Below are 20,739 nucleotides of genomic sequence, written 5' to 3'. Positions count from 1 at the left end.
CGTCTCAGGAATGGACACGAGAGCGAACGTCCTTGACCACAAAACGTCCCTGAAATACCGCTACGGGCTCACGCTCGGGCTGCGTGGTTGGCTCACCGCAGAACACTTCCGCTGTCAGATCCAGGCGCCCCTTGCCATGACGGGCAAGACTTTTCCGGAACCGGGGCGGAATCTCGCCCGCCGGCAACCGGCAAATTACATAGAAGTCCTGATCAACGGGTTCCAGGTAATCAATATTGCCACTTTGCACGACTACCGCACCGGTAAGTCCCAGGTCCGCTAGCGCCAGCTCTGTCAGGCCCCAGGCGGCGGTAACCGCAGCGGAATAGACGCTACCGCCGAATCCGGTACCCTGGTGGTTACGGTTTGGCTGCAGGGGTGCCGCCAGTAACAGTGCGTGGCCATCCCAGGAAATCAACCGAATGCCCAATGCCTCTGACAACGGGATTTCGTTATTGATGCGTTTCTGGAAAAGACTCAGTCGACTCATATCATCCTCCTGATCCAAATCCAGTTTAGGCCCACGCCCTGCGTTTCCCTATGCGACTTACGTCGGTTTCAGACCGCAAAAAGCCCGGCTATGCCGGGCTTTTTGAAGCACTCCAGATGTTACCGTAGCATCACTGCCAGATCACCGCCTGACGCTGCGCGTACCAGTTATCAACCTTTTCCTGATAGGCGTCCTCGACCACATTCCGCTTGAGCTTCAGTGTCGGGGTCAGGAAGCTGTTTTCAATGGACCACTCATCACTAACCACGGTGATGAAGGCGAGCTGCTCATGAGGGTCCACAGTTTTGTTGACCTCCTGAATCAGGGTCTTGAAGCTGGCCTCCAGCTCTCTCCGGAAGTTTTCATCCGCGGTTTTCGGACGAACCTCTTCACCAAGCATCACCAGTGCATGGGGCTGGGTCTGGTTAGCACCGGACACGCACACCATTTCAATGGCATCGTGGGACATCAGGCGATTTTCAATGGGCGCAGGCGCGATGTACTTGCCCTTGCTGGTCTTGAAGATTTCCTTGATGCGCCCTGTCAGCTTCAGGCGGCCCATCTCGTCAATCTCGCCTTTGTCTCCCGTCTTGAGGAAGCCATCGTCGGTAAAGGCTTCGCGAGTTTTCTCTTCGTCCTTGTAGTAACCCATCATGGTGGCGGGACTCTTGACCAGCACTTCACCCTGCTCGCTGATCTTGACCTCCACGCCCGGCAGCGCCTCACCCACATAGCCGGTGCGTGAACGACCAGGCTTGTTCATGTGAGAGTAGGCAAAGTTCTCGGACATGCCGTAGCCTTCGAGCAACTCCAGGCCGAGGTTACGATACCAATCCAGCACATCGCTGGACAAAGGCGCTGAGCCACTACCCGCCAGCTTGACCTTGCTCAGACCCAGCCCCTTGAGGACCTTCTTCTTGATCAGTTTGTTGACCACCGGGATCTTTATCAACCGCTCCAGCTTTTGCTTCGGAAGCTTTTGCAGAACACCGTGCTGGAACTTCACCCACAACCGAGGAACCGAGAGGAAAAGTGTCGGCTGAGCGCGCTGAAGATCCTGAACAAAGGTATCCAGGGATTCGGCAAAGTACAGCTGAAAACCGATGTAAAGGGAACCAAGCTCAACAAACGTTCGTTCAAACACGTGGGCCAGCGGCAGGTAGGAAAGCATCCGCTCCGCAGAACCGACACCCAATACTTGTGTTCCTCCTTCAGCCGCAAAGGCCATGTTGCGGAAGCTCAACATGACACCTTTCGGACGACCGGTGCTGCCTGAGGTGTAAACAATAGTGGCCAGCTCATCCGGATCGCGATAGGTGTTCTCTTCCAGCGGCGGGTACTTGGCGACAATGTCGTCCCAGGATTCGAAATCGTTGGGTGGACTCAGCGGGAAGGAAATGCAGCGTACCGATTCCGGTACGCCCGGCTTCATCATATCCCAGTCGTCGAGCTTGCCGACGAACAGAACATCGCATTCAGCGTGATTCAGGATGTAGTTGACGGTGTCGGCATTCAGGGTTGGGTAAAGCGGTACGGAGATGTGGCCAGCCATCCAGATGGCCCAATCGGTCATCACCCATTGGGCGCAGTTCTTGGAAATCAGTCCAATCCGGCTTTTTTCCGGGAGGTTGAGCGACTTCAGATAAGCCGCAACACGCCGAGCCTCATCAACGGCCCTGCCCCAGGTATACTCCACCACTTTTCCATCACCAATGGGCTGGGTCATGTACAGGGAGTTCGCCTTCGTGTTCTCCCAGTGATAAACCATATCCAGGGGGAGCTTGCTTGTTGTGTCCATGAACCTTCCTTGCATTCGTTGTTCGAATTGTTAGGGACTATTATTAGACTTTCGTAGGGTATTTCAACACACAATCGCCCTTCAAAGTGTGACGCACGCAAAACTATTCCAGTTCGCAACTACCCAGTACGCTGACCTGCGCCGCTCCTGCCGAACCCAACAATCCCTACCCAGAATACCGTTCGCCTGTGATAAACTTGCGCACCTTTACACGACTGAACATCAAAACCCTACCATAACCAGACACTGACTCGGAGACACAGGCATATGGCCAAGAGAACTCTGCGCACCCTGATTGGTGCAACACTGCTGGCAGCAGCAGGCCTGGTGCAGGCTCAGGACGTTCGTACCGTAGCCATCACCCAGATCGTCGAGCATCCGGCACTGGATGCTGTTTATCAGGGCGTAAAAGATGAACTCGCAGCGCAGGGCTTCAAGGAAGGTGAAAACCTGAAGGTGATGCACGAAAGTGCTCAAGGCAACTCGGCCATTGCCTCTCAGATTGCCCGTAAATTCGTCGGTGACAGCCCAGACGTGATCGTGGCCATCGCAACCCCATCCGCTCAGACCGTTGCTGCTGCAGCACGCAACGTCCCTGTCATCTTCTCTGCGGTCACCGATCCGGTCGGCGCCAAGCTGGTGCCCGCCCTCGAAGCGTCCGGCACCAACATTTCCGGCGTAAGCGACATGCTGCCCATCGACAAGCACCTTGATATGCTCCTGCGGGTCATGCCAGACGCCAAGCGTATCGGCACAGTCTATAACCCGGGTGAGGCCAACGCGGTTTCTCTGGTGAACCTGCTGGAAGAGCGTCTCGCCGCGCGAGATCTGGAACTGGTCAAGGCGGCTGCCACTAAAACCTCAGAAGTGCTCGGTGCATCCCGCTCCCTGGTTGGAGAAGTCGATGCTATTTATCTGACCACCGACAACACGGTGATCAGCGCTGTGGAAGCGGTCATTTCTGTTGGCGAGCGCGCCAGCATTCCGGTATTTGCCGCCGATACCGCCACGGTTTCCCGCGGTGCGGTAGCAGCTCTTGGCTTCAACTATTACAATCACGGCCGCCAGACCGGCGCTATGGTCGCCCGGGTTTTGAATGGCAACAAACCTGGCGATATGCCGGTAGAAACCATGGACACCCTGGACCTGTTTGTGAATCCCGCCGCTGCTGAGCGGATGGGAATTACCCTGTCGGATGACCTGATCCAGGACGCCAAAGAAGTCGTCAAGAACGACAAGTAACGCTCGACCAAAACGGGCGGACCCCACAAGGGCCCGCCCGTTTTCTTTCACAGTGAATATTACCCATGCTTAGTGAAATCGCACTATACGGCGCCATTGAGACCGGTCTCATCTATGGCCTGGTTGCCTTTGGCATCTACATCTCGTTCCGGGTTCTCGACTTCCCCGACCTCACCGTGGATGGCAGCTTCCCACTCGGTGCGGCTGTTGCAGCCATGCTGATCATCGCAGGCTGGAACCCATGGATTGCTACCGGGGCTGCCATTCTTGCCGGTATGGCGGCGGGCGCGGTTACCGCCCTGCTTAACGTCAAACTGAAAATCCTGAATCTGCTTGCCTCGATCCTGACCATGATCGCGCTCTATTCGGTGAACCTGCGCATCATGGGCCGGCCCAACGTAGCCCTGCTGACCGAAGAAACAGTTCTTACCCCCTGGTATAACCTGGACCTGGCTTACCACCATGTCCCTGTGCTGCTGTTCGTGATCGTGGTGGCCGTATCCCTGATCCTGTTGTGGCGCTTCATGAAATCAGAAACCGGCTTAGCCATGCGTGCCACCGGCGCAAATCCGCGGATGGCCCGCGCCCAGGGTATTGCCACCGGCGCCATGATTGTACTGGGTGTGGCCCTGTCCAATGGCCTTGTCGGTCTGGCTGGCGCTCTGTTTGCCCAGAGCCAGGGCGCGGCCGATGTCACCATGGGCGTTGGCGTTATCGTTATCGGCCTGGCTTCCCTGATTGGCGGTGAAGCAGTGATTACCCCTTCAACCGTCGTGCGTGCTCTGCTCGCCTGCGTCATTGGCGCCATCATTTACCGACTGGCGATCGCCTTCGCTCTGAACGCCGATTTTCTTGGCCTTCAAGCCCAGGACCTTAACCTGATCACGGCGGTACTGGTTACCCTCGCCATCGTGCTGCCCGGGGTGCGTACCTCGGTGATTGGCAAACTGACCCGCAACAAGGCCTGAGGAGGCGACATGATCAGTGCAAGCGATCTCCGACTTACCTTCGGCAAGGGAACTCCGCTGGAGAACCCCGCACTCCGGGGCATGAGCCTGACAGTCAACCAGGGTGAGTTCGTCACCGTCATTGGCAGTAACGGAGCCGGCAAGTCCACCTTTCTTAACGCCCTCTCCGGCGAGGTGCTGGTGGACAGTGGCGAAATCATCGTCGATAACACCGATGTCACCAAACTGCCTACTCACAAACGCGCAGGCCAGGTTGCCCGGGTATTCCAGGACCCTCTAGCGGGAACCTGCGAGGCTCTGTCCATTGAAGAAAACCTGGCACTGGCCATTAAGCGCGGTCAACGCCGTGGCCTGACAGCTGCGGTCAAGAAACAGTATCTGGAGCAGTTCCGGGACAGCCTGTCGTCACTCAACCTCGGCCTCGAAAACCGCCTGGGCGACAAGATGGGTCTGCTCTCCGGCGGCCAACGCCAGGCCGTGAGCCTGCTGATGGCAAGCCTTACCCCGTCCAGCATTCTGCTGCTGGATGAGCACACGGCAGCGCTGGATCCCAAGACGGCGGCATTCGTGCTGGAACTCACCACTCAGATCATCGAAGAGCAGCAACTGACTGCCCTTATGGTCACACACAGCATGAAGCAGGCTCTGGAAGTTGGCAGCCGCACGGTGATGCTGCACCAGGGCCAGGTTGTGTTCGACATAGCCGGCAAGGAACGGGAAGGACTGGAAGTAAAGGATCTGCTTGGGCTGTTCGAGAAACAGCGCGGGCTATCAGTGGATGATGACAGTTTGCTGCTCGGCTAAAAGACTGGATACGGGCTGGCTGGCGACAGTAAGGGCTGCTCAACGCCTTTGAATCGCCACCGGCCCGGCACCGGTTCTTCCTGATCGCCCCTTCCTGAAATGATAAGTGCTTACCCGCCTATTTTTTTAAACACAAGATATAGTGTTTATGAATAATTACCCGCAAGCCGTGGTTTTACGGTGATTTTCGCAGTTGCAACCGCAGGGCGATTGATTTTCTTTGCGCCTCCACGCTATTCAATAGTTCCGATCTTCTTCACAGAACACAATATCCTGTTATACTTTTTGAAATTAAGCCTATATATAGGGCTCAGATTCGATACGACTGACCGCCGCCAGGCGGGCTTATAAACGGCCCCCACCGGGCCAACAACAACGATCAGAGATAGATACCGGCACATCCAGGCGCGTTTTTGTTCAAGAAACAACCACCATATATAGTGGTCACTAACGCACCAGGGTCAGAGCCGGTTTGTGAGAAATTCAAGGGGTGCAGTGCTGTCACAAGGACGGCGCTGTCAAAAGAAGACATACTGGAAATTCCGAGGGTGGCAATGAACGCTAAGGCACAGGCAGTGGTAACTACGATTCCGATGCAGGAAGCTTCACTCGACATCTGGAACAGCAAATATCAGCTGAAAACCAAGACTGGCGAGCCTGTCGACAAGGACATTAAAGCGACGTACGAACGCGTAGCGAAAGCCCTGTCCGAAGTAGAAAACAAGTCCGTGCGCGAAAAGCACAAGAAAGACTTTGTCTGGGCCCTTCAGCACGGTGCCATTCCGGCCGGACGTATTACCTCCAACGCCGGCGCCGAAGCCCACAAGCCTGCCACCTCCACCATCAACTGCACCGTGTCCGGTTCTGTTCAGGATTCCATGAACGATATCCTGGAGAAGAACCACGAAGCAGGCCTGACCCTGAAAGCGGGTTGCGGCATTGGTTATGAGTTCTCCACGCTGCGCCCGAAAGGTGCCTACGTTGCTGGTGCCGGCGCGACCACATCCGGCCCACTGTCGTTCATGGATATCTTCGACCGCATGTGCTTCACCGTGTCATCTGCCGGTGGCCGCCGCGGCGCCCAGATGGCCACTTTTGACGTGCATCACCCGGACGTGATCGATTTCATCCAGGCCAAGCGTGAAGACGGCCGCCTGCGCCAGTTCAACCTGTCGCTGCTGATCACCGAAGACTTCATTGAAGCCGTTCGTAACGGCGATGACTGGCACCTGTCATTCCCGGTCACCCAGAAAGAAGTTGAGGACGAAGGTCTGGATCTGACCGATGCCAGCCAGTTCGTGTACCGCGACTTCCCGATCCTCAAGGGTTACGTGGTCAATGATGAAGGCAAAGTGGCGTGCCGGATCTACCGCACCCTGAAAGCCCAGTTCATCTGGGACACCATCATGACCTCCACCTATGATTACGCCGAGCCTGGCTTCATCCTGATCGACAAGGTCAATCAGATGAACAACAACTGGTTCTGCGAGGACATCCGCGCTACCAACCCTTGTGGCGAGCAGCCCCTGCCTCCTTACGGCAGCTGCCTGCTGGGCTCGGTGAACCTGACTATGTTCGTGGACTACCCGTTCACCGACAAAGCCAGCTTCAACTACGAGAAGTACCGCAAGGTTGTCGGCATCTTCACCCGCATGCTGGATAACGTGGTTGAGATCAACGGCCTGCCGTTGGAAGAACAGCGTCACGAGATCACCTACAAGCGTCGTCACGGCATGGGCATCCTTGGTCTGGGCTCCACGCTGGCGATGCTGCGTATGCCTTACGGTTCTGCAGAGTCCGTTCAGTTCACTGAAGAAGTGGTACGTGAGATGGCCGTAGAAGGCTGGCGTCAGTCGCTGGCCCTGGCCGAAGAAAAGGGTGTCGCTCCGATCATGGACGACGAGTTCGAAATCACACCCAAGATGCTGGGCAAATGCCCGCAGCTGTTGGAAGACGGCTACAAGTTGGGCGACAAGCTCAAGGGTCGAGTACTGCACGCCAAGTACAGCAAGTACATGCAACAGATCGCCAGCGTCGAGCCGAAGCTGGTGGAAGAGCTGGCCGAGAAAGGCGGTCGCTTCACCCATCACACCTCGATCGCGCCGACCGGCACCATCAGCCTGTCACTGGCCAACAACGCCAGTAACGGTATCGAGCCGAGCTTCTCGCATCACTACGCCCGGAACATCATCCGTGAAGGCCGTAAGACCAAAGAGAAAGTGGACGTGTTCTCCTTCGAGCTGCTGGCGTACCGCCACATGGTCAATCCGGGCGCAATGCCGTTCTCTGACGACGAAGACAAGAAACTGCCGAGCTACTTCACTACGTCTGACGATGTGACGCCGTCTCAGCACGTAGATATCCAGTCTGCGGCCCAGAGATGGGTAGATTCCTCGATTTCCAAGACGGCCAATGTTCCGACAGACTTTGCCTATCAGGACTTCAAGGACATTTACCTGTACGCCTACGACATGGGTCTGAAAGGTTGCACCACTTTCCGATTCAATCCGGAAGCATTCCAGGGCGTATTGGTTAAAGAGAAAGATCTCGAAAACACCGAATACGAATTCACTCTGGATGATGGCAGCAAGGTGACTCTGAAAGGCAACGAGCAGGTCGAGTATGATGGCGAGATCCACAACGCCGCCAACCTGTTTGACGCATTGAAAGAAGGCACTTACGGCAAGTACTGATCCGGGAACCCGACACAGGACAACGAACATGACAGTTAAAATCAGCAACAAAATCGTCGGCTACCGCGTTAAGAAAGCCGACACAGACAGCAACGCTGAAGCCAAGGCAGCAGCGAGCCAGGAAGCCAAGCCCGTTCAGATGAACGAACACATCGAACGGCCGGATTTCCTGCTCGGCACCACCTACAAGATCAAGCCGCCGATTGGCGAGCATGCGATGTACATCACCATCAATGACATCCTGCTCAACGAGGACACGGACCACGAGAGCCGTCAGCCCTACGAAGTATTCATCAACTCCAAGTCGATGGAGCACTTCCAGTGGGTTATCGCCCTCACCCGCGTTATCTCTGCGGTGTTCCGTAAAGGCGGCGACGTGACTTTCCTGGTGGAAGAGCTGCGCTCGGTGTATGACCCGAACGGTGGTTACTTCAAGAAAGGCGGCGTCTTCATGCCGTCGCTGGTTGCTGAAATCGGCGCCGTAATCGAGAAGCACCTGAAGGCCATCGGTCTGCTCGAAAGCGAAGAAATGAGCGAAACGACCAAGCGCATTCTCGCTGAAAAGCGCGCCGAGTTCGAAGCCAGCCACACCACGGCAACGAACGATGACAAGGCCAGCGACTACCCGGCCAACGCCACCATGTGCGGCAAGTGCAGCACCAAGGCGGTAATCGTCATGGACGGTTGTGCTACCTGCCTGTCCTGCGGCGACAGCAAGTGCGGCTGAGCCACACACCATGAAGTTGTAACCGAAAGGCCCGAAAGTACTCACTTTCGGGCCTTTTTCGTTATAAAAACAGAAGGTACCCGGATGAAAACGATTGGCCTGCTGGGTGGTATGAGCTGGGAATCCAGTCAGAGTTACTACCGTCTGCTCAACGAGGGAATCAAGAGCCGCCTGGGTGGCCTGCACTCAGCTCGCGTGATTCTCTACAGCGTCGACTTTGCCGAGATTGAGGCACTGCAACACCAGGGCGACTGGGAGGCTACCGCCAATATCCTCGCCAAAGCTGCCCGCTCTACCGAGGCCGCAGGGGCTGATTTTCTGATGATCGGCACCAACACCATGCACAAGGTGGCACCTGAGATCGCCGAGGCTATCAACATCCCGCTACTCCATATTGCGGATGCAACCGTCCGGGTGTTGAAAAACGATGGCATTAGCCGTGTCGGCCTGCTTGGCACGCGATTCACCATGGAACAGGCGTTCTATCGCTGCAGCCTGGAGCAGGCGGGGATTGAAGTGCTGGTACCGCACGAGGCAGAACGTAATGACATTCATCGCATCATTTACGAGGAACTGTGCCAAGGTCAGATTTTGCCCAGTTCCCGGGATAACTATCTAGCGACAGTTGATTCCCTGGCCCAGCGCGGCGCCCAGGCGGTCATTCTTGGCTGCACCGAAATCGGATTACTGGTTCGGCCACCGGACACCTCCGTGCCGCTTTACGACACCACTGAAATCCATGCCGACGCCGCGGTCAGGCTCGCTTTGGGTGAGGTTTGACGAAAGAGGGTTCGCCGGCGAGCGCCCTAGCCCGCGCCCTTACTCGTTCATAGTCTTCGTCGCTGAACACCCCGTTCACTCCCGAAACCGAAGCCAGCTTCATGCCGTGCCTGAGCCCCAGTTTGTAGATCTCACGGACTTTCTCCCACTCAATGTTCCGGCCCAGGGTGAAATTCTCGAACCGCCCCTCAAGGGCCAGCACGATGGTTTCCGCCAGACAGGCATAGGCAATGCCCCGGGGCAGGCCGATATCTTTCATGATAACGTCTCCGGGTAGCTGGATTTCACCGGACTCGATCACCAGCACATCCGGCCGCTTGGCCACGTCCTCCGCAGGGATATCCAATGGCCGGGCAACGTCGGTAATCACACAGCCCGGCTTCACCTTCATAATGTCCAGAATCCGCTTACCGGCGCCTGACGTGGCGGTAACGATCATGTCCATGTCCACCACATCCCGGTCGGCGGTACCCGCCACGTGGACCTGAGCTCCCGGCGTTTCCTGCTCAATGCTCTCCTTCAGTGCCAGGAGCTTGGCCGGCTCTGGTGCGACCAGGTAGATTTCATCCACCGCCTTGGCCAGCAATCGGGCACACACCGAGCCAATGGCGCCCGTGGCACCCACGACCATCGCTTTCCCGGCCATTTTCCCACTGGCGCCGACGTGCACACGCCCAATACGCCTCACGGCATCGTGGGCAGCCCAGAGGGCACCAGAGGCGCTGTAGCTATTGCCTGTGGTGATTGGCAGTGGCGCCCGCTTGGCAACCGTAATACCGGCATCCCCCACCACCTTGGTGAATGCCCCCAACCCCATGATCTGGGCCCCCAGTTTTTTTGCCAGCTTCGCTGCTGCCAGTAACCGGGAATAGGTGAACTCCGGTCCATGGGCCATGATCTCCCGGGGTGTGCCTCCCACGGTAATCAACCAACCTTCCACCTCATCGCCGGTTGGCGATCGAATACCGGAGACCCTGGAATAGATGAAAGGCGGGGTATAGGCCACTGCCTTTTCAACCAGATTCATCACCACGGGCGGTGAAACACTCGCGATCCAGTCCAGCGGAGGCGTTTTGGTCAGGTACTGCTGGGACAGGGGGTGAATCACGAACGCAAACCGGTTAACCCGACGATAGCCCAGGGGATAAAGGATCCGGGGTTTGATGCCCAGGGTCTCAATCACCCCGAGGTAATCGTCCGGTTTCAGTTGTCCGGGGCTGCGCGACAACACCGTACTGATCATCGCTTCCATCACGTTCATGCCCACCGGCCGATCATCCAGCCAGGGACTGTAATCCACCACCATTGCTACCCGCCGGGAGCGCATCCAGTCCAATGCGGCTTCGGTCACCCGTGAGGTAATAATGGTTTTTCCATCCAGCAACTTCTGACTGAAATCGGCCAGGTCAGGCATGCTGCCCACAATCACATGGGAATTTTCGACAGCATGATTCAGTGAGCCTTTGACCAACCCCTCACCAAGCCGGTACAGAGGGCTGCGTCGCAAGTTAGTCAGGGTCGCAACGGCGGCTGGCTGGAACAACAGTGGCGCAGTCAAACGCGTATAGGTCTCCAGCTGGCCAAGGCTACTCAGTAACCGGGGCACACCAAGATCGATGTAGGGATCGGCAAACATCAGGTTCTCAGTATGTTCCGAGACCGCTTGGGCAATCCGATAACCGGCCTGGCCATTCAGGAACAGCACTCGTGCATTATCAAAAAAATGTCCCAGCTCTGACTGAGTATGACGAATGGCCCACTCCTGAAGAATGCCACGCAGCCCGGCCCCGGTGGTAACTGGCTTGTCGGGCACGCAGGCCTCCAGGCGTTCGGTATCCGGGTGTCGCAACTTTTCTTTTCCGACCTGATAGTGATCGTGCACCATGCTTAGGCCGATAGCATCAGCCTGATCCCGGACCGATTCGAGCAACGACTCGGCACGGCTAAGATCGCCATCAGCGCCGAGCCGAATGATACGAAAGCGCTGCCCCAAAAATTGGGCCTCCATCTCATAGTCAAAATCCGACGTGCCTTGGCTGACACTCACCACCGTTTTCATGGTCTGGACCAATTTTAGTTTCCAGTGTTATTGATTTCAGGATAGGTCAGGCAACGTCTATATTCTTTAGCACAGATCAAATTTCAGTCATCCGCTAACCGTCTACACTAGTCAAGAGCACGCACGGAATCCTTAAGCCCTGAACCCGCTACGGAGGCATTACCCATGAGTATTCAGGATGAACTCTCGTCCACTACCCAAAAGCTCATTCAGCCCGGACAGGGAATTCTGGCCGCCGACGAAAGTCACCCGACCATTGCCAAACGGTTTGCCGCTGTCGGCGTCGATTCCACCGAGGAGAAGCGCCGGGAGTACCGAAGCCTGATCCTGTCGGCGCCAGGCCTGGGCGAATTCATCAGTGGCGTAATCCTGTTCGAAGAAACACTCAATCAGCAAAGCCTGGACAACGTGCCAATCCCGAAGATGCTGGAAGCTCAGGGTATCGTGCCGGGGATCAAGGTCGACAAAGGCAAACAGCCGTTGATCAATGCTCCGGGTGATGAAATCACTGTGGGTCTGGATGGTCTTGAAGACCGGCTGGAGATCTATAAGAACGTCGGCGCCCGGTTTGCCAAGTGGCGCAACGTGTTTCACATATCGGATACCCTGCCCTCCCGTCAGGCCGTGGAAGCCAACGCCGAGGTCCTGGCCCGCTACGCCGCGATCTGTCAGTCCATCGGCATCGTGCCTATTGTTGAACCCGAAGTGCTGATTGATGGCGACCATAGCCTGGCGCGGTGCGCGGAGGTCAGCGAGGTGGTTCTGCGGGAAGTGTTTAATGCGCTGGCCCGGCATCGGGTGCAGCTTGAACACATGATCCTGAAGCCAAGCATGGTCACACCCGGCAAGGACAGCCCCAAGGCCAGCCCGGAAGAAGTGGCGGAAGCGACCGTCTCAGTATTCCGACGGGTGGTACCCGCAGCGGTCCCCGGCATCAATTTTCTATCTGGCGGCCAAACACCCGAGGAAGCAACCCTGAATCTGAATGCCATCAACAGCCTGGGTACCCAGCCGTGGGAACTGAGTTTTTCCTACGGCCGAGCCTTGCAGGAACCTGCCCAGAAGGCCTGGGCAGGTGATCTGGAGAATGGCCCCGCAGCCCAGGAGGCCATCCTGAAGCGGGCACGGCTCAACGGGGCAGCCCGCTCAGGCATGTACAGCGCCAACATGGAGCATTAAACTCAGTCGCAGCCCTGAGTGCAGCTCGCGTCCCCATTGAAGGCCATGGTACGTCCACTCAGAGGGACGTACATTGGCACCTGCACCAGGTCCCGAAACTGGGCGGTACGGGTGCCCTGTCTGAGCTTGCCACCGTCAGTGGCCGGTTCGTTGGCATGGGAGGCAATGACGGCCTTGGGCTCAATCAGCTCGTTGATGACATAGGCCGCTTCTTTCGGACCGGTGGTGTAGGTGTCGCCAATATTCATCACCACCAGTTCCGCACCGTAGTGATCTTTAACCACCAGCTCCTGCTCGGCAGTAATGCCAGTATCGCCGGAGAGATACACCACCAGCCCGTTGGAAAAGGTCAGGACATAGCCGGTGGGCGGCCCGACGCTTGCGCCAACGCCGGCGGCCTTCAGGTATTCCGCCAGCGGTCCGGTCAGGAAGCTGGGCGATACACCATTGCTGTGCACGGCCGGCACGGTGGTCATCGCCACACCACCCAACTCCTGCTCGGCACCGAAACGCACCAGCATGGAATTGCCTGAATCACCGCCCGCTGCACTGAGTTTGGCGGCGAAAAACGCCGGCATTTCACTGCCAGTGAGAATCTTGGCCTGCTTTTTTACCGCAATATCTACGGTATTGGATTGCGGCAGGGTCGACACCGAGGTATCCGGAGAGCCACAGGTGCCTGTGTTAGTCTTGCTGATACGGGCATCGCCAACGTGATCGCCATGCATGTGCGACACCAGGACCACATCTATGTCCCCAAGCCTGGGATCGTCCGGCCCGGCCACGGTGCGACCGGCATCGTAAAGAATCCGGGTGCCGTTGGGATCCTCGAACACCAGAGCCCGGTCGCGACTGCAAAACTCACCGTCGTGGCTACCCAACGGCGTAACCTTTACATCGCCGTCGGCCGCGCCTGCCCCGGCGACCAGTCCCAGTGTCAGGCAAACGCCGCCAGCCATAGTCGCCAGCGTCCGCCGTGATAATCGATCAAACATGGTTCATTCCTCCCTGGTGGATTGTTCTTCTACAACCACGACAGTTACGAGCCGCAGCCCGCTTCGTACCAGTGTAGTTGGCAACCACGGAGGAAAAATGATTTGGGAGAGATTAAAGGGTAATCAGGCGGCCCGGATACCGGAGCTGACTGACACAGCGCCCTGCTCCAGGCACGCCAACATCGGAGCAACTTCCCGAATCTTTCGGGCCTGGGGCCAGATCGACTCGGCTTCGGCGAAGCCTTGCCGAAGAAAGTTCATCCATTGTTTGATGCGCCCGGTCACGTAGCGGTCTTCCAACCAGCCTTGCAGCACTTCGGCGTACTCCCGAACCAGAGCGACCGCCTCTGGCCAGGTCATGTCAGGAATCTCGTCACCTCGCTGGCTGGCTTTGATCTTGCGCGCCAGGTCCGGCCGGGCAATCAGCCCTCGACCGATCATGACATCGTCACAGCCCGACACCTCACGGCAACGCCAATAATCGTCGACGGTCCAGATTTCGCCATTGGCAATCACCGGAGTTGCCACCGCATTGCGTACTTTCGCGATTTCTTCCCAATAGGCCGGCGGCTTGTAGCCATCAACCTTGCTTCGGGCATGAATCACGATTTCGGCGGCACCGGCCGCTTCCAGCGCCTGGCCACAGGCAACGCCCATGGAGCGATCATCGTAGCCCAGCCGCATCTTGGCGGTGACCGGAATCGCATCTGGCACGGCCCGGCGTACGGCCGCGGCAATTTCGTGCATCAGCTCCGGTTCCCGCATCAGTACGCAGCCGCCCTTGTGCTTGTTGACGGTTTTGGCGGGACAACCGAAGTTGATGTCGACTTGGGTTGCGCCCAGTTCCACAGCCCGGGCGCCGTGCAACCCCATCTGCTTGGGGTCAGAACCCAGCAACTGCAACGCCACCGGCGTACCGACACGGGTCAGCGACTGGTTGTACAGTTCGGGGGCGTACTTGTAGAAAACACGGGGGGGCAGCATGCCGTGGGTCACGCGAACAAATTCGGTAACACACCGGTCTATACCGCCAACTTTGGTCAGCGTTTCACGGATTGGTGCATCTACCAGCCCCTCCATAGGGGCGAGGATTACTCGCATGTCGGCTCCGGACGTGGTTAAAGATTGAGCGGGCCGGCATTGTAGTCAGTTTTGGGAACAGAATGAAGCGTGGCAAGCCATGCCAGGGGCCTACTGGGACATCGCGTAATTAACGCAGTAATCCGCCAGCACCTTGCTTTGTTGCTGCCATTGCTTGGACCAGGACGCCATCCAACGAACCATCACACAACTCCCTTTCCGGTGTGGGTACTCGAAGAATAGTCAATGCTCAGCCACTGTGGGAAATAAAGGAAAGAAAAACTAACGGTAGGTTCTAGCTATCAAAGCCGCTCGATGCCGGCAAACTTACCCTGACTATCGAACAGGATACGGAAGGATCCGCGCACACCATCGCGCAGGTAAAAACGGGAGAGAATACGGGCCGGGAAACGGACGGAGCGTCCGTCCCGGGCCGTGGTGTGAACGTCGGTGGCAACGCCCTGATAGAGTTTGATCCACTCATCAGGGCTGATGCTGATGTCCACAATGATCTGCTGCATGCGGCTTAGTTAGCCAGTTCCAGCAACAGACGGTTCAGGCGGGTGACATAAGCGCCCGGATCTTCCAGCTGCTCACCACTGGCCAGGGTCGCCTGATCCAGCAGAACCGCAGACAGTTCACCAAATCGCTCCTCGCCCTTTTCGTTTTCCAGGCGCTGAACCAGCGGATGATCCACGTTGATTTCAAAGATCGGCTTGCTGTCCGGCACTTTCTGGCCAGCGGCTTCCATGATCTTCTTCATCTGGGCACCCATGTCGAAGTCGCCCACGACCAGGCACGCCGGGGAGTCAGTCAGGCGGTTGGTCACACGCACTTCCTGCACTCGGTCGCTCAGTGCGGTCTTTATGCGCTCAAGCAGATCCTTGTGTTCCTCGGCAGCCTCTTCCTTGTGCTTCTTGTCCTCTTCGGTCTCTACTTCGCCAAGATCGAGGTCACCACGAGCGACGTCCTGGAACTGCTTGCCGTCGTATTCGTTCAGGTAACCCATCATCCACTCGTCGATGCGATCCGACAGAATCAGCACCTCGATGCCCTTCTTGCGGAAGACTTCCAGATGAGGGCTGCTCTTGGCGGCCATGAAGTTATCAGCAGTGATGTAGTAGATCTTCTTCTGACCCTCTTTCATCCGGCCGATGTAATCGTCCAGCGATACTGACTGGGCACTTTCGCCGGTATGGGTGGTGGCAAAACGCAGCAGGCCGGCGATCTTCTCACGGTTGCTGAAGTCTTCGGCCGGGCCTTCCTTAAGCACGGTACCAAACTCACCCCAGAACTTCTGATACTGCTCCGGGTCCTTCTTCGCCAGCTTGGACAGCATGTCCAATACCCGCTTGGTCAGCGCGGTGCGGATGCTCTCCACGGTGCTGTCGTTCTGAAGAATCTCACGGGATACGTTCAGGGATAGATCGTTGGAATCAATCACGCCCTTGGCAAAGCGCAGGTACAGCGGCAGGAACTGCTCGGCGTCGTCCATGATGAAGACGCGCTGAACGTACAGCTTCAGGCCACGCGGGGCTTCGCGGTTGTACAGATCAAACGGTGCGCGCGCTGGGATGTACAGCAGGCTGGTGTAGTCCAGCTTGCCTTCCACCTTGTTGTGGGACCAGGTCAGTGGGTCCTCGAAATCGTGCGCGATGTGCTTGTAGAACTCTTTGTACTCTTCGTCTTTGATCTCGGTACGCGGCAGCGTCCACAGAGCGGTAGCATCGTTGACGGTTTCGTCTTTGCCCTTCTCTTCCTCATCTTCAGACTCGGACTTCATGACGACCGGGAACGAGATGTGGTCAGAGTATTTCTTGACCAGGTTGCGCAGACGGAAGCCATCGGCAAATTCGCTGGCGTCTTTCTTCAGGTGGATAACAATCTCGGTACCGCGGTTCTCGCGGCTCACCTGCTCAATGGAGAACTCACCATCGCCCTGGGATTCCCAATGCACGCCCTCTTCGGCTGGTGCACCGGCACGACGGGTAAAGACGTCTACCTTGTCGGCGACGATAAAGGCCGAGTAGAAACCCACACCAAACTGACCGATCAGCTTGCTGTCCTTTTTCTCGTCACCGGACAGCTGCTTCAGGAACTCTGCGGTGCCGGAACGGGCAATGGTACCCAGGTTCTCGATCACGTCGTCCCGACTCATGCCGATACCGTTATCGGCTAGGGTGATGGTGTTCGCCTCTTTGTCGTAATCGAGGCGGATTTTCAGTTCCGGGTCGTTTTCGTACAGACCATCATCCTTCAGGGCCGCGAAACGCAGCTTGTCTTCCGCGTCTGAGGCGTTTGAAATCAGCTCACGAAGGAAGATTTCCTTGTTGGAATAGAGGGAGTGGATCATCAGGTGAAGCAGCTGCTTCACTTCGGTCTGAAAACCCAGGGTCTCTTTTTGCGACTCAACCGTCATGGCGTCTATATCTCCTGAATTAACTCACAGTTCAAAGAAGCGGGTGCGGAGGTTTTGCCGAAACCGTGCGGAGCCATGGATGGCGGAGCCGAGCGTACATGGATGTATTCACAGCGTGTTTCGGCAAAACCTCCGCGCCTGCGTCAGCTCGGATTCTTTGTCTTGCAGCAGAAGTGGGGGCATGCCGGGGCATTTCAAGCCCCGGCATCGGATGGAGATTAGTCTTCGAGGAGAAAGTGCGCCCGAGCCGTGGCAATGGGCTGGGCCCGGGATTTCTGCCAGGCCGTGACCATCACATTGGCAACCCGGTTACCCTGCCGGGTGAGCCGGCATTCGGCGTAGGTTTCGCGGTTAAGGCCTGCCCGCAGGTAATCCAGAGAGAAGTCGACAATGCGCGGCATCCGCATGCTGTCCTGGGACATCATCAGGTAGATCGCAGCCGAGAGCTCCATGAAGCCACCAATGACGCCGCCGTGAATGGCGGGCAGGATGGGATTACCAAGATTTTCCTCTTTCTTCGGCAGGCGGAAAATCAGGTCGTCACCAAACTGATCGCACTCCAGGCCGATAAAAGTGGCGTAAGGAATACTCTCCAATAAACGGGTGAAGTCCCCGGTTTCCCGGGTGTGGCGATAGATCTCCGGATCCGTCATTGGACACCTCCGGTAATCAGGTCACGGTAATGCTTCGGCGTTGCTTCCTGGCCAATACGCATGAAGGTGCCCACGCAGTTGGCGATGGTTTCAATACCGTCCAGCTCAACACCTTCCTGCTCGTCACACTTCTGGTAGGCCTCACACCGGGTAAAGATGATGTTGCGGGTAACCTTGTAGGTTTCGGCACGGGCGTAGACTGGCTTGTGGGGTGCCGCCGGACGCATGTAATCCACCCGCAAATCCAGTGTTGGGCACAGTTCAAACTCGTCCAGTGCACACAGAATCACCGAACCGGAAGTCGTGTCCATAAGGGTTGTGATGGCACCTCCGTGGATGACACCGGTATCCGGATTACCAATAATACGATCGCTGTATGGTAGGCACAGCGTCAGGCTCCCTTCCCTGGCTTCGATTACCGACAAGCCCAATTCCTTGGCCTGTTTGAGGGTGTCGATAAACCGGGTAACCCGATTTAGCCGTATTTCGTCATTCATTCAGAGCAAACCTGTGGGTCAAGAATTTATTTGGGTGTTTTCTCGGCTTTGACTGGTGCTTCTTCGTCGAACACCTTCCCAGAGCGCAGGGCGCTGAGTGCGTTCGAGCAGAACTCCCGCCGATACAGAACCACCACCACGAGTGTGGACCCGGCAATAAAGACCAGCGGGTGGATAAACCAACCAACAACCGCCATGGCGTAATAGTAGGATCTCAAACCAAGGTTGAAAGCGTCGCCCGCCAGATTGCAGACATTTCCGGCACTGCGTGCGAAGGCCTCGCGCCCGGCAGGGCTGATCTTGGTGTCGTCCGGTGGTGGCGCGCTGCCCACCATTACCGACACGAAGTTGTACATCCGCATGGACCAGGTGAATTTGAAGAAGGCGTAGATAAACACCACCAGAAGCAGCACCATCCGCAACTCCCAGATTTCGCGACTGGGCAGGGTGCCAAATGGCAGGGTGCTGAATACCTCCATCACTTCCTGGGTGTAACCGAGGGCGGTGATGATACCGGCCAGGATCAGAAGGCAACTGGATGCGAAAAAGGCCCCGTTGCGTTCCAGGTTGCCGACCACCGAGGCATCGGCAATCCGGTTTTCCCGTTTGAGCATGACCCGCATCCAATCTTCCCGATACATGTCCAGCGTATTAGACAAACAGGGCCTGTCCCCTGCCCGTCGACGCGAGTACACGGTATAGCCGAGCCAGCAGGTCAGAAACCAGAGCAAAGCTATCACTTCCAGAATATTACTCATCGGCGGCCTTTGGTGATGAATACGGAATCAAATGTTGCTGGAACAGGCACTTATAATACGCTAAGGGTCTCTACGTCACCAGAACGACGGGGGATTTTCAGGCGCCCAAAGCCGTGCAATCATGTAAGTTGAAGTGTAGGACAGAATGGGCCGGCAATGCCCTGCTCTGTTCGCCTGAGAGCCATTCAAAAAGGGAGTTTCGTGTGAACCAGTACCTCTTGCAACGCTGCATCGCCCCGGTGGTCGTGGCTCTGACGCTGGCCGGCTGTTCGGTCAATCCGGTTACCGGTGAAAGTCAGCTGTCGCTGATTCCCGAAAATCAGGAACTGTCCATGGGCGCGGAGCAATACACCCCTACGCAGCAAACCCAGGGTGGCCAGTTCTACATGGACCCAGAGCTCACCCTCTATGTTCGCGAGGTTGGCCAGAAGCTCGCCGAGGTCAGCGACCGGCCGGATTTGCCGTACGAGTTTGTCGTGCTCAACAGCAGCACGCCCAATGCCTGGGCCCTGCCCGGTGGCAAGATTGCCATCAACCGTGGCCTGCTCACCAAACTGGACGACGAAGCGCAGCTGGCGTCGGTTCTCGGTCACGAGATTGTGCATGCCGCCGCCCGCCACAGTGTGCAGCGAATGCAGCAAGGCATGTTGATCAGCGCCGGTGTCGCCGGCCTGGGCTTTGCCCTGTCAGATAACGAGTGGGCTGGTGTACTGATGGGCGGCGCGGCGCTGGGCGCCCAACTGGCGCTGGCGCAGTACAGCCAATCGGATGAACTGGAGTCCGACTACTACGGCATCCTGTATATGAAAAAGGCAGGCTACGACCCGACCGCCGCGGTTGAACTGCAGCAGCTCTTCCTGGAGCTATCAGAAGACCGTGACAGCAGCTTCATTCAAGGCATGTTTGCCACCCACCCACCGTCTGCAAAACGAGTTCAGCGAAATAGGGAACTGGTCGACGAGGTTGGAGCCGGCGGCTATAGGGGTGAGGACATCTATGAACGCAAGTTGGCAACCCTCCGCAAGCTCCAGCCTGCCTATGACGCCCACGATGAGGCCCGCAAACTGGCCTCGGAAGGTGATATGGACGCCGCCCTGAAGAAGGTCAACGAAGCCATTCGCCTGGCGCCAGATGAGGCCATGTTCTATACCCTGCGCGGCCGGATCTACAAGGAGCAGGAGAAGTTGCAAGAAGCCTCAGACGATTTCGACAAGGCCGTATCCCTGTATCCGGAAATGTTCGTGTATCGGCTTTACAACGGTCTGAATGCCCTGAAGTTGAACAATCTCGATAAGGCGCGCAACAACCTTGAGCGTGCCAATCAGGTGGTGCCCACCTCCATTGCCTACCTGCGCCTGGGTGACATTGCCGCACGGCAGAACCGTCGGGACGATGCCGTTGCCTACTACTCCAAGGCAGCCGAGGCAGGCGGTGACGTCGCCAAGGAAGCCCAGCAAAAACTGGAGGCACTCAGAAACTGAGCGCGCTGAATGAGTGAAAAAAGAGCCGACGGAGCACCCTCCGCCGGCTCTTTTTTGTGGCTCCTACACTCGTTGGCCGCGCTGACGCGTAATACCCGTCATCGCTACATTGACAT

The 20,739-nt window shown here is 57.0% G+C and carries 18 protein-coding genes; 8 read left to right on the top strand and 10 right to left on the bottom strand.

Annotated elements, in window-relative coordinates; all coding sequences use genetic code 11:
• Positions 1-4: 4 nt before the first annotated feature.
• Together FCS96_RS14465 and FCS96_RS14460 are read right to left on the bottom strand one after the other, a co-directional pair.
• Entirely contained in the window at positions 5-490 is a 486-nt protein-coding gene (locus FCS96_RS14465; RefSeq protein WP_138441095.1) for a thioesterase domain-containing protein, read from the bottom strand.
• Between the two features lie 130 nt (positions 491-620).
• A complete protein-coding gene (locus FCS96_RS14460; RefSeq protein WP_138441094.1) occupies positions 621-2,288 on the bottom strand; it encodes an AMP-binding protein in 1,668 nt (555 codons plus the stop codon).
• A 267-nt stretch (positions 2,289-2,555) separates the two neighbouring features.
• Here FCS96_RS14460 and FCS96_RS14455 point away from each other — a divergent pair, with 267 nt between their 5' ends.
• The 6 genes from FCS96_RS14455 to FCS96_RS14430 all read left to right on the top strand — a co-directional run bounded on the left by FCS96_RS14455 (position 2,556) and on the right by FCS96_RS14430 (position 9,502).
• Entirely contained in the window at positions 2,556-3,530 is a 975-nt protein-coding gene (locus FCS96_RS14455; protein WP_138441093.1) for an ABC transporter substrate-binding protein, read from the top strand.
• A gap of 65 nt (positions 3,531-3,595) precedes the next feature.
• Entirely contained in the window at positions 3,596-4,498 is a 903-nt protein-coding gene (locus FCS96_RS14450; RefSeq protein ID WP_138441092.1) for an ABC transporter permease, read from the top strand.
• A 9-nt stretch (positions 4,499-4,507) separates the two neighbouring features.
• Positions 4,508-5,302: an ABC transporter ATP-binding protein gene (locus FCS96_RS14445; RefSeq protein ID WP_138441091.1), complete on the top strand. Its 795-nt coding sequence runs from the start codon at positions 4,508-4,510 to the stop codon at positions 5,300-5,302.
• Between the two features lie 554 nt (positions 5,303-5,856).
• Entirely contained in the window at positions 5,857-7,995 is a 2,139-nt protein-coding gene (locus tag FCS96_RS14440) for an adenosylcobalamin-dependent ribonucleoside-diphosphate reductase (RefSeq protein WP_138441090.1), read from the top strand.
• Between the two features lie 28 nt (positions 7,996-8,023).
• Positions 8,024-8,722 (top strand): TSCPD domain-containing protein, encoded by a 699-nt coding sequence (locus tag FCS96_RS14435; protein WP_138441089.1) that lies wholly within the window; start codon positions 8,024-8,026, stop codon positions 8,720-8,722.
• Between the two features lie 84 nt (positions 8,723-8,806).
• Positions 8,807-9,502 carry an aspartate/glutamate racemase family protein gene (locus FCS96_RS14430; protein WP_138441088.1) on the top strand — a complete coding sequence of 232 codons (696 nt, stop codon included), beginning with the start codon at positions 8,807-8,809 and terminating at the stop codon, positions 9,500-9,502.
• On the opposite strand, the gene FCS96_RS14425 is transcribed toward FCS96_RS14430, so the two are convergent.
• The gene (locus tag FCS96_RS14425) at positions 9,477-11,561 is read right to left on the bottom strand and encodes a dehydrogenase (RefSeq protein WP_228264118.1); all 2,085 of its coding nucleotides are present in this window, start codon (positions 11,559-11,561) and stop codon (positions 9,477-9,479) included. The genes FCS96_RS14430 and FCS96_RS14425 overlap by 26 nt on opposite strands.
• A gap of 165 nt (positions 11,562-11,726) precedes the next feature.
• Here FCS96_RS14425 and FCS96_RS14420 point away from each other — a divergent pair, with 165 nt between their 5' ends.
• Entirely contained in the window at positions 11,727-12,740 is a 1,014-nt protein-coding gene (locus FCS96_RS14420; protein ID WP_138441087.1) for a class I fructose-bisphosphate aldolase, read from the top strand.
• Positions 12,741-12,742: 2 nt separating this feature from the next.
• Here FCS96_RS14420 and FCS96_RS14415 read toward each other — a convergent pair whose 3' ends face one another.
• From FCS96_RS14415 to FCS96_RS14385, 7 genes are all read right to left on the bottom strand, one after another.
• Positions 12,743-13,735: an MBL fold metallo-hydrolase gene (locus FCS96_RS14415; RefSeq protein WP_228264117.1), complete on the bottom strand. Its 993-nt coding sequence runs from the start codon at positions 13,733-13,735 to the stop codon at positions 12,743-12,745.
• A 123-nt stretch (positions 13,736-13,858) separates the two neighbouring features.
• Positions 13,859-14,836 (bottom strand): tRNA dihydrouridine synthase, encoded by a 978-nt coding sequence (locus FCS96_RS14410; RefSeq protein WP_138441086.1) that lies wholly within the window; start codon positions 14,834-14,836, stop codon positions 13,859-13,861.
• 281 nt (positions 14,837-15,117) lie between these two features.
• Positions 15,118-15,336, bottom strand: coding sequence for a DUF2835 domain-containing protein (locus FCS96_RS14405; protein WP_138441085.1), 219 nt, complete (start codon positions 15,334-15,336; stop codon positions 15,118-15,120).
• A gap of 5 nt (positions 15,337-15,341) precedes the next feature.
• Positions 15,342-17,234, bottom strand: a complete 1,893-nt coding sequence (gene htpG / locus FCS96_RS14400; protein WP_138441084.1) for a molecular chaperone HtpG — start codon at positions 17,232-17,234, stop codon at positions 15,342-15,344.
• A 218-nt stretch (positions 17,235-17,452) separates the two neighbouring features.
• Positions 17,453-17,887 carry a PaaI family thioesterase gene (locus tag FCS96_RS14395; RefSeq protein WP_138441083.1) on the bottom strand — a complete coding sequence of 145 codons (435 nt, stop codon included), beginning with the start codon at positions 17,885-17,887 and terminating at the stop codon, positions 17,453-17,455.
• Positions 17,884-18,384, bottom strand: coding sequence for a PaaI family thioesterase (locus FCS96_RS14390; protein WP_138441082.1), 501 nt, complete (start codon positions 18,382-18,384; stop codon positions 17,884-17,886). Before FCS96_RS14390 ends, FCS96_RS14395 begins: the two co-directional genes overlap by 4 nt.
• A 26-nt stretch (positions 18,385-18,410) precedes the next feature.
• Entirely contained in the window at positions 18,411-19,142 is a 732-nt protein-coding gene (locus FCS96_RS14385; protein WP_138441081.1) for a DUF599 domain-containing protein, read from the bottom strand.
• Between the two features lie 203 nt (positions 19,143-19,345).
• Between FCS96_RS14385 and FCS96_RS14380 the strand changes: the two genes are divergently transcribed.
• Positions 19,346-20,623 carry a M48 family metalloprotease gene (locus FCS96_RS14380; RefSeq protein ID WP_138441080.1) on the top strand — a complete coding sequence of 426 codons (1,278 nt, stop codon included), beginning with the start codon at positions 19,346-19,348 and terminating at the stop codon, positions 20,621-20,623.
• Positions 20,624-20,739 lie beyond the last annotated feature (116 nt).

The organism is Marinobacter alexandrii, from assembly GCF_005871205.1.
Lineage (GTDB): Bacteria > Pseudomonadota > Gammaproteobacteria > Pseudomonadales > Oleiphilaceae > Marinobacter > Marinobacter alexandrii.
The sequence above is the reverse complement of the archived record's forward strand: the minus strand, read 5'-3'. Positions and strand labels throughout refer to the sequence as shown.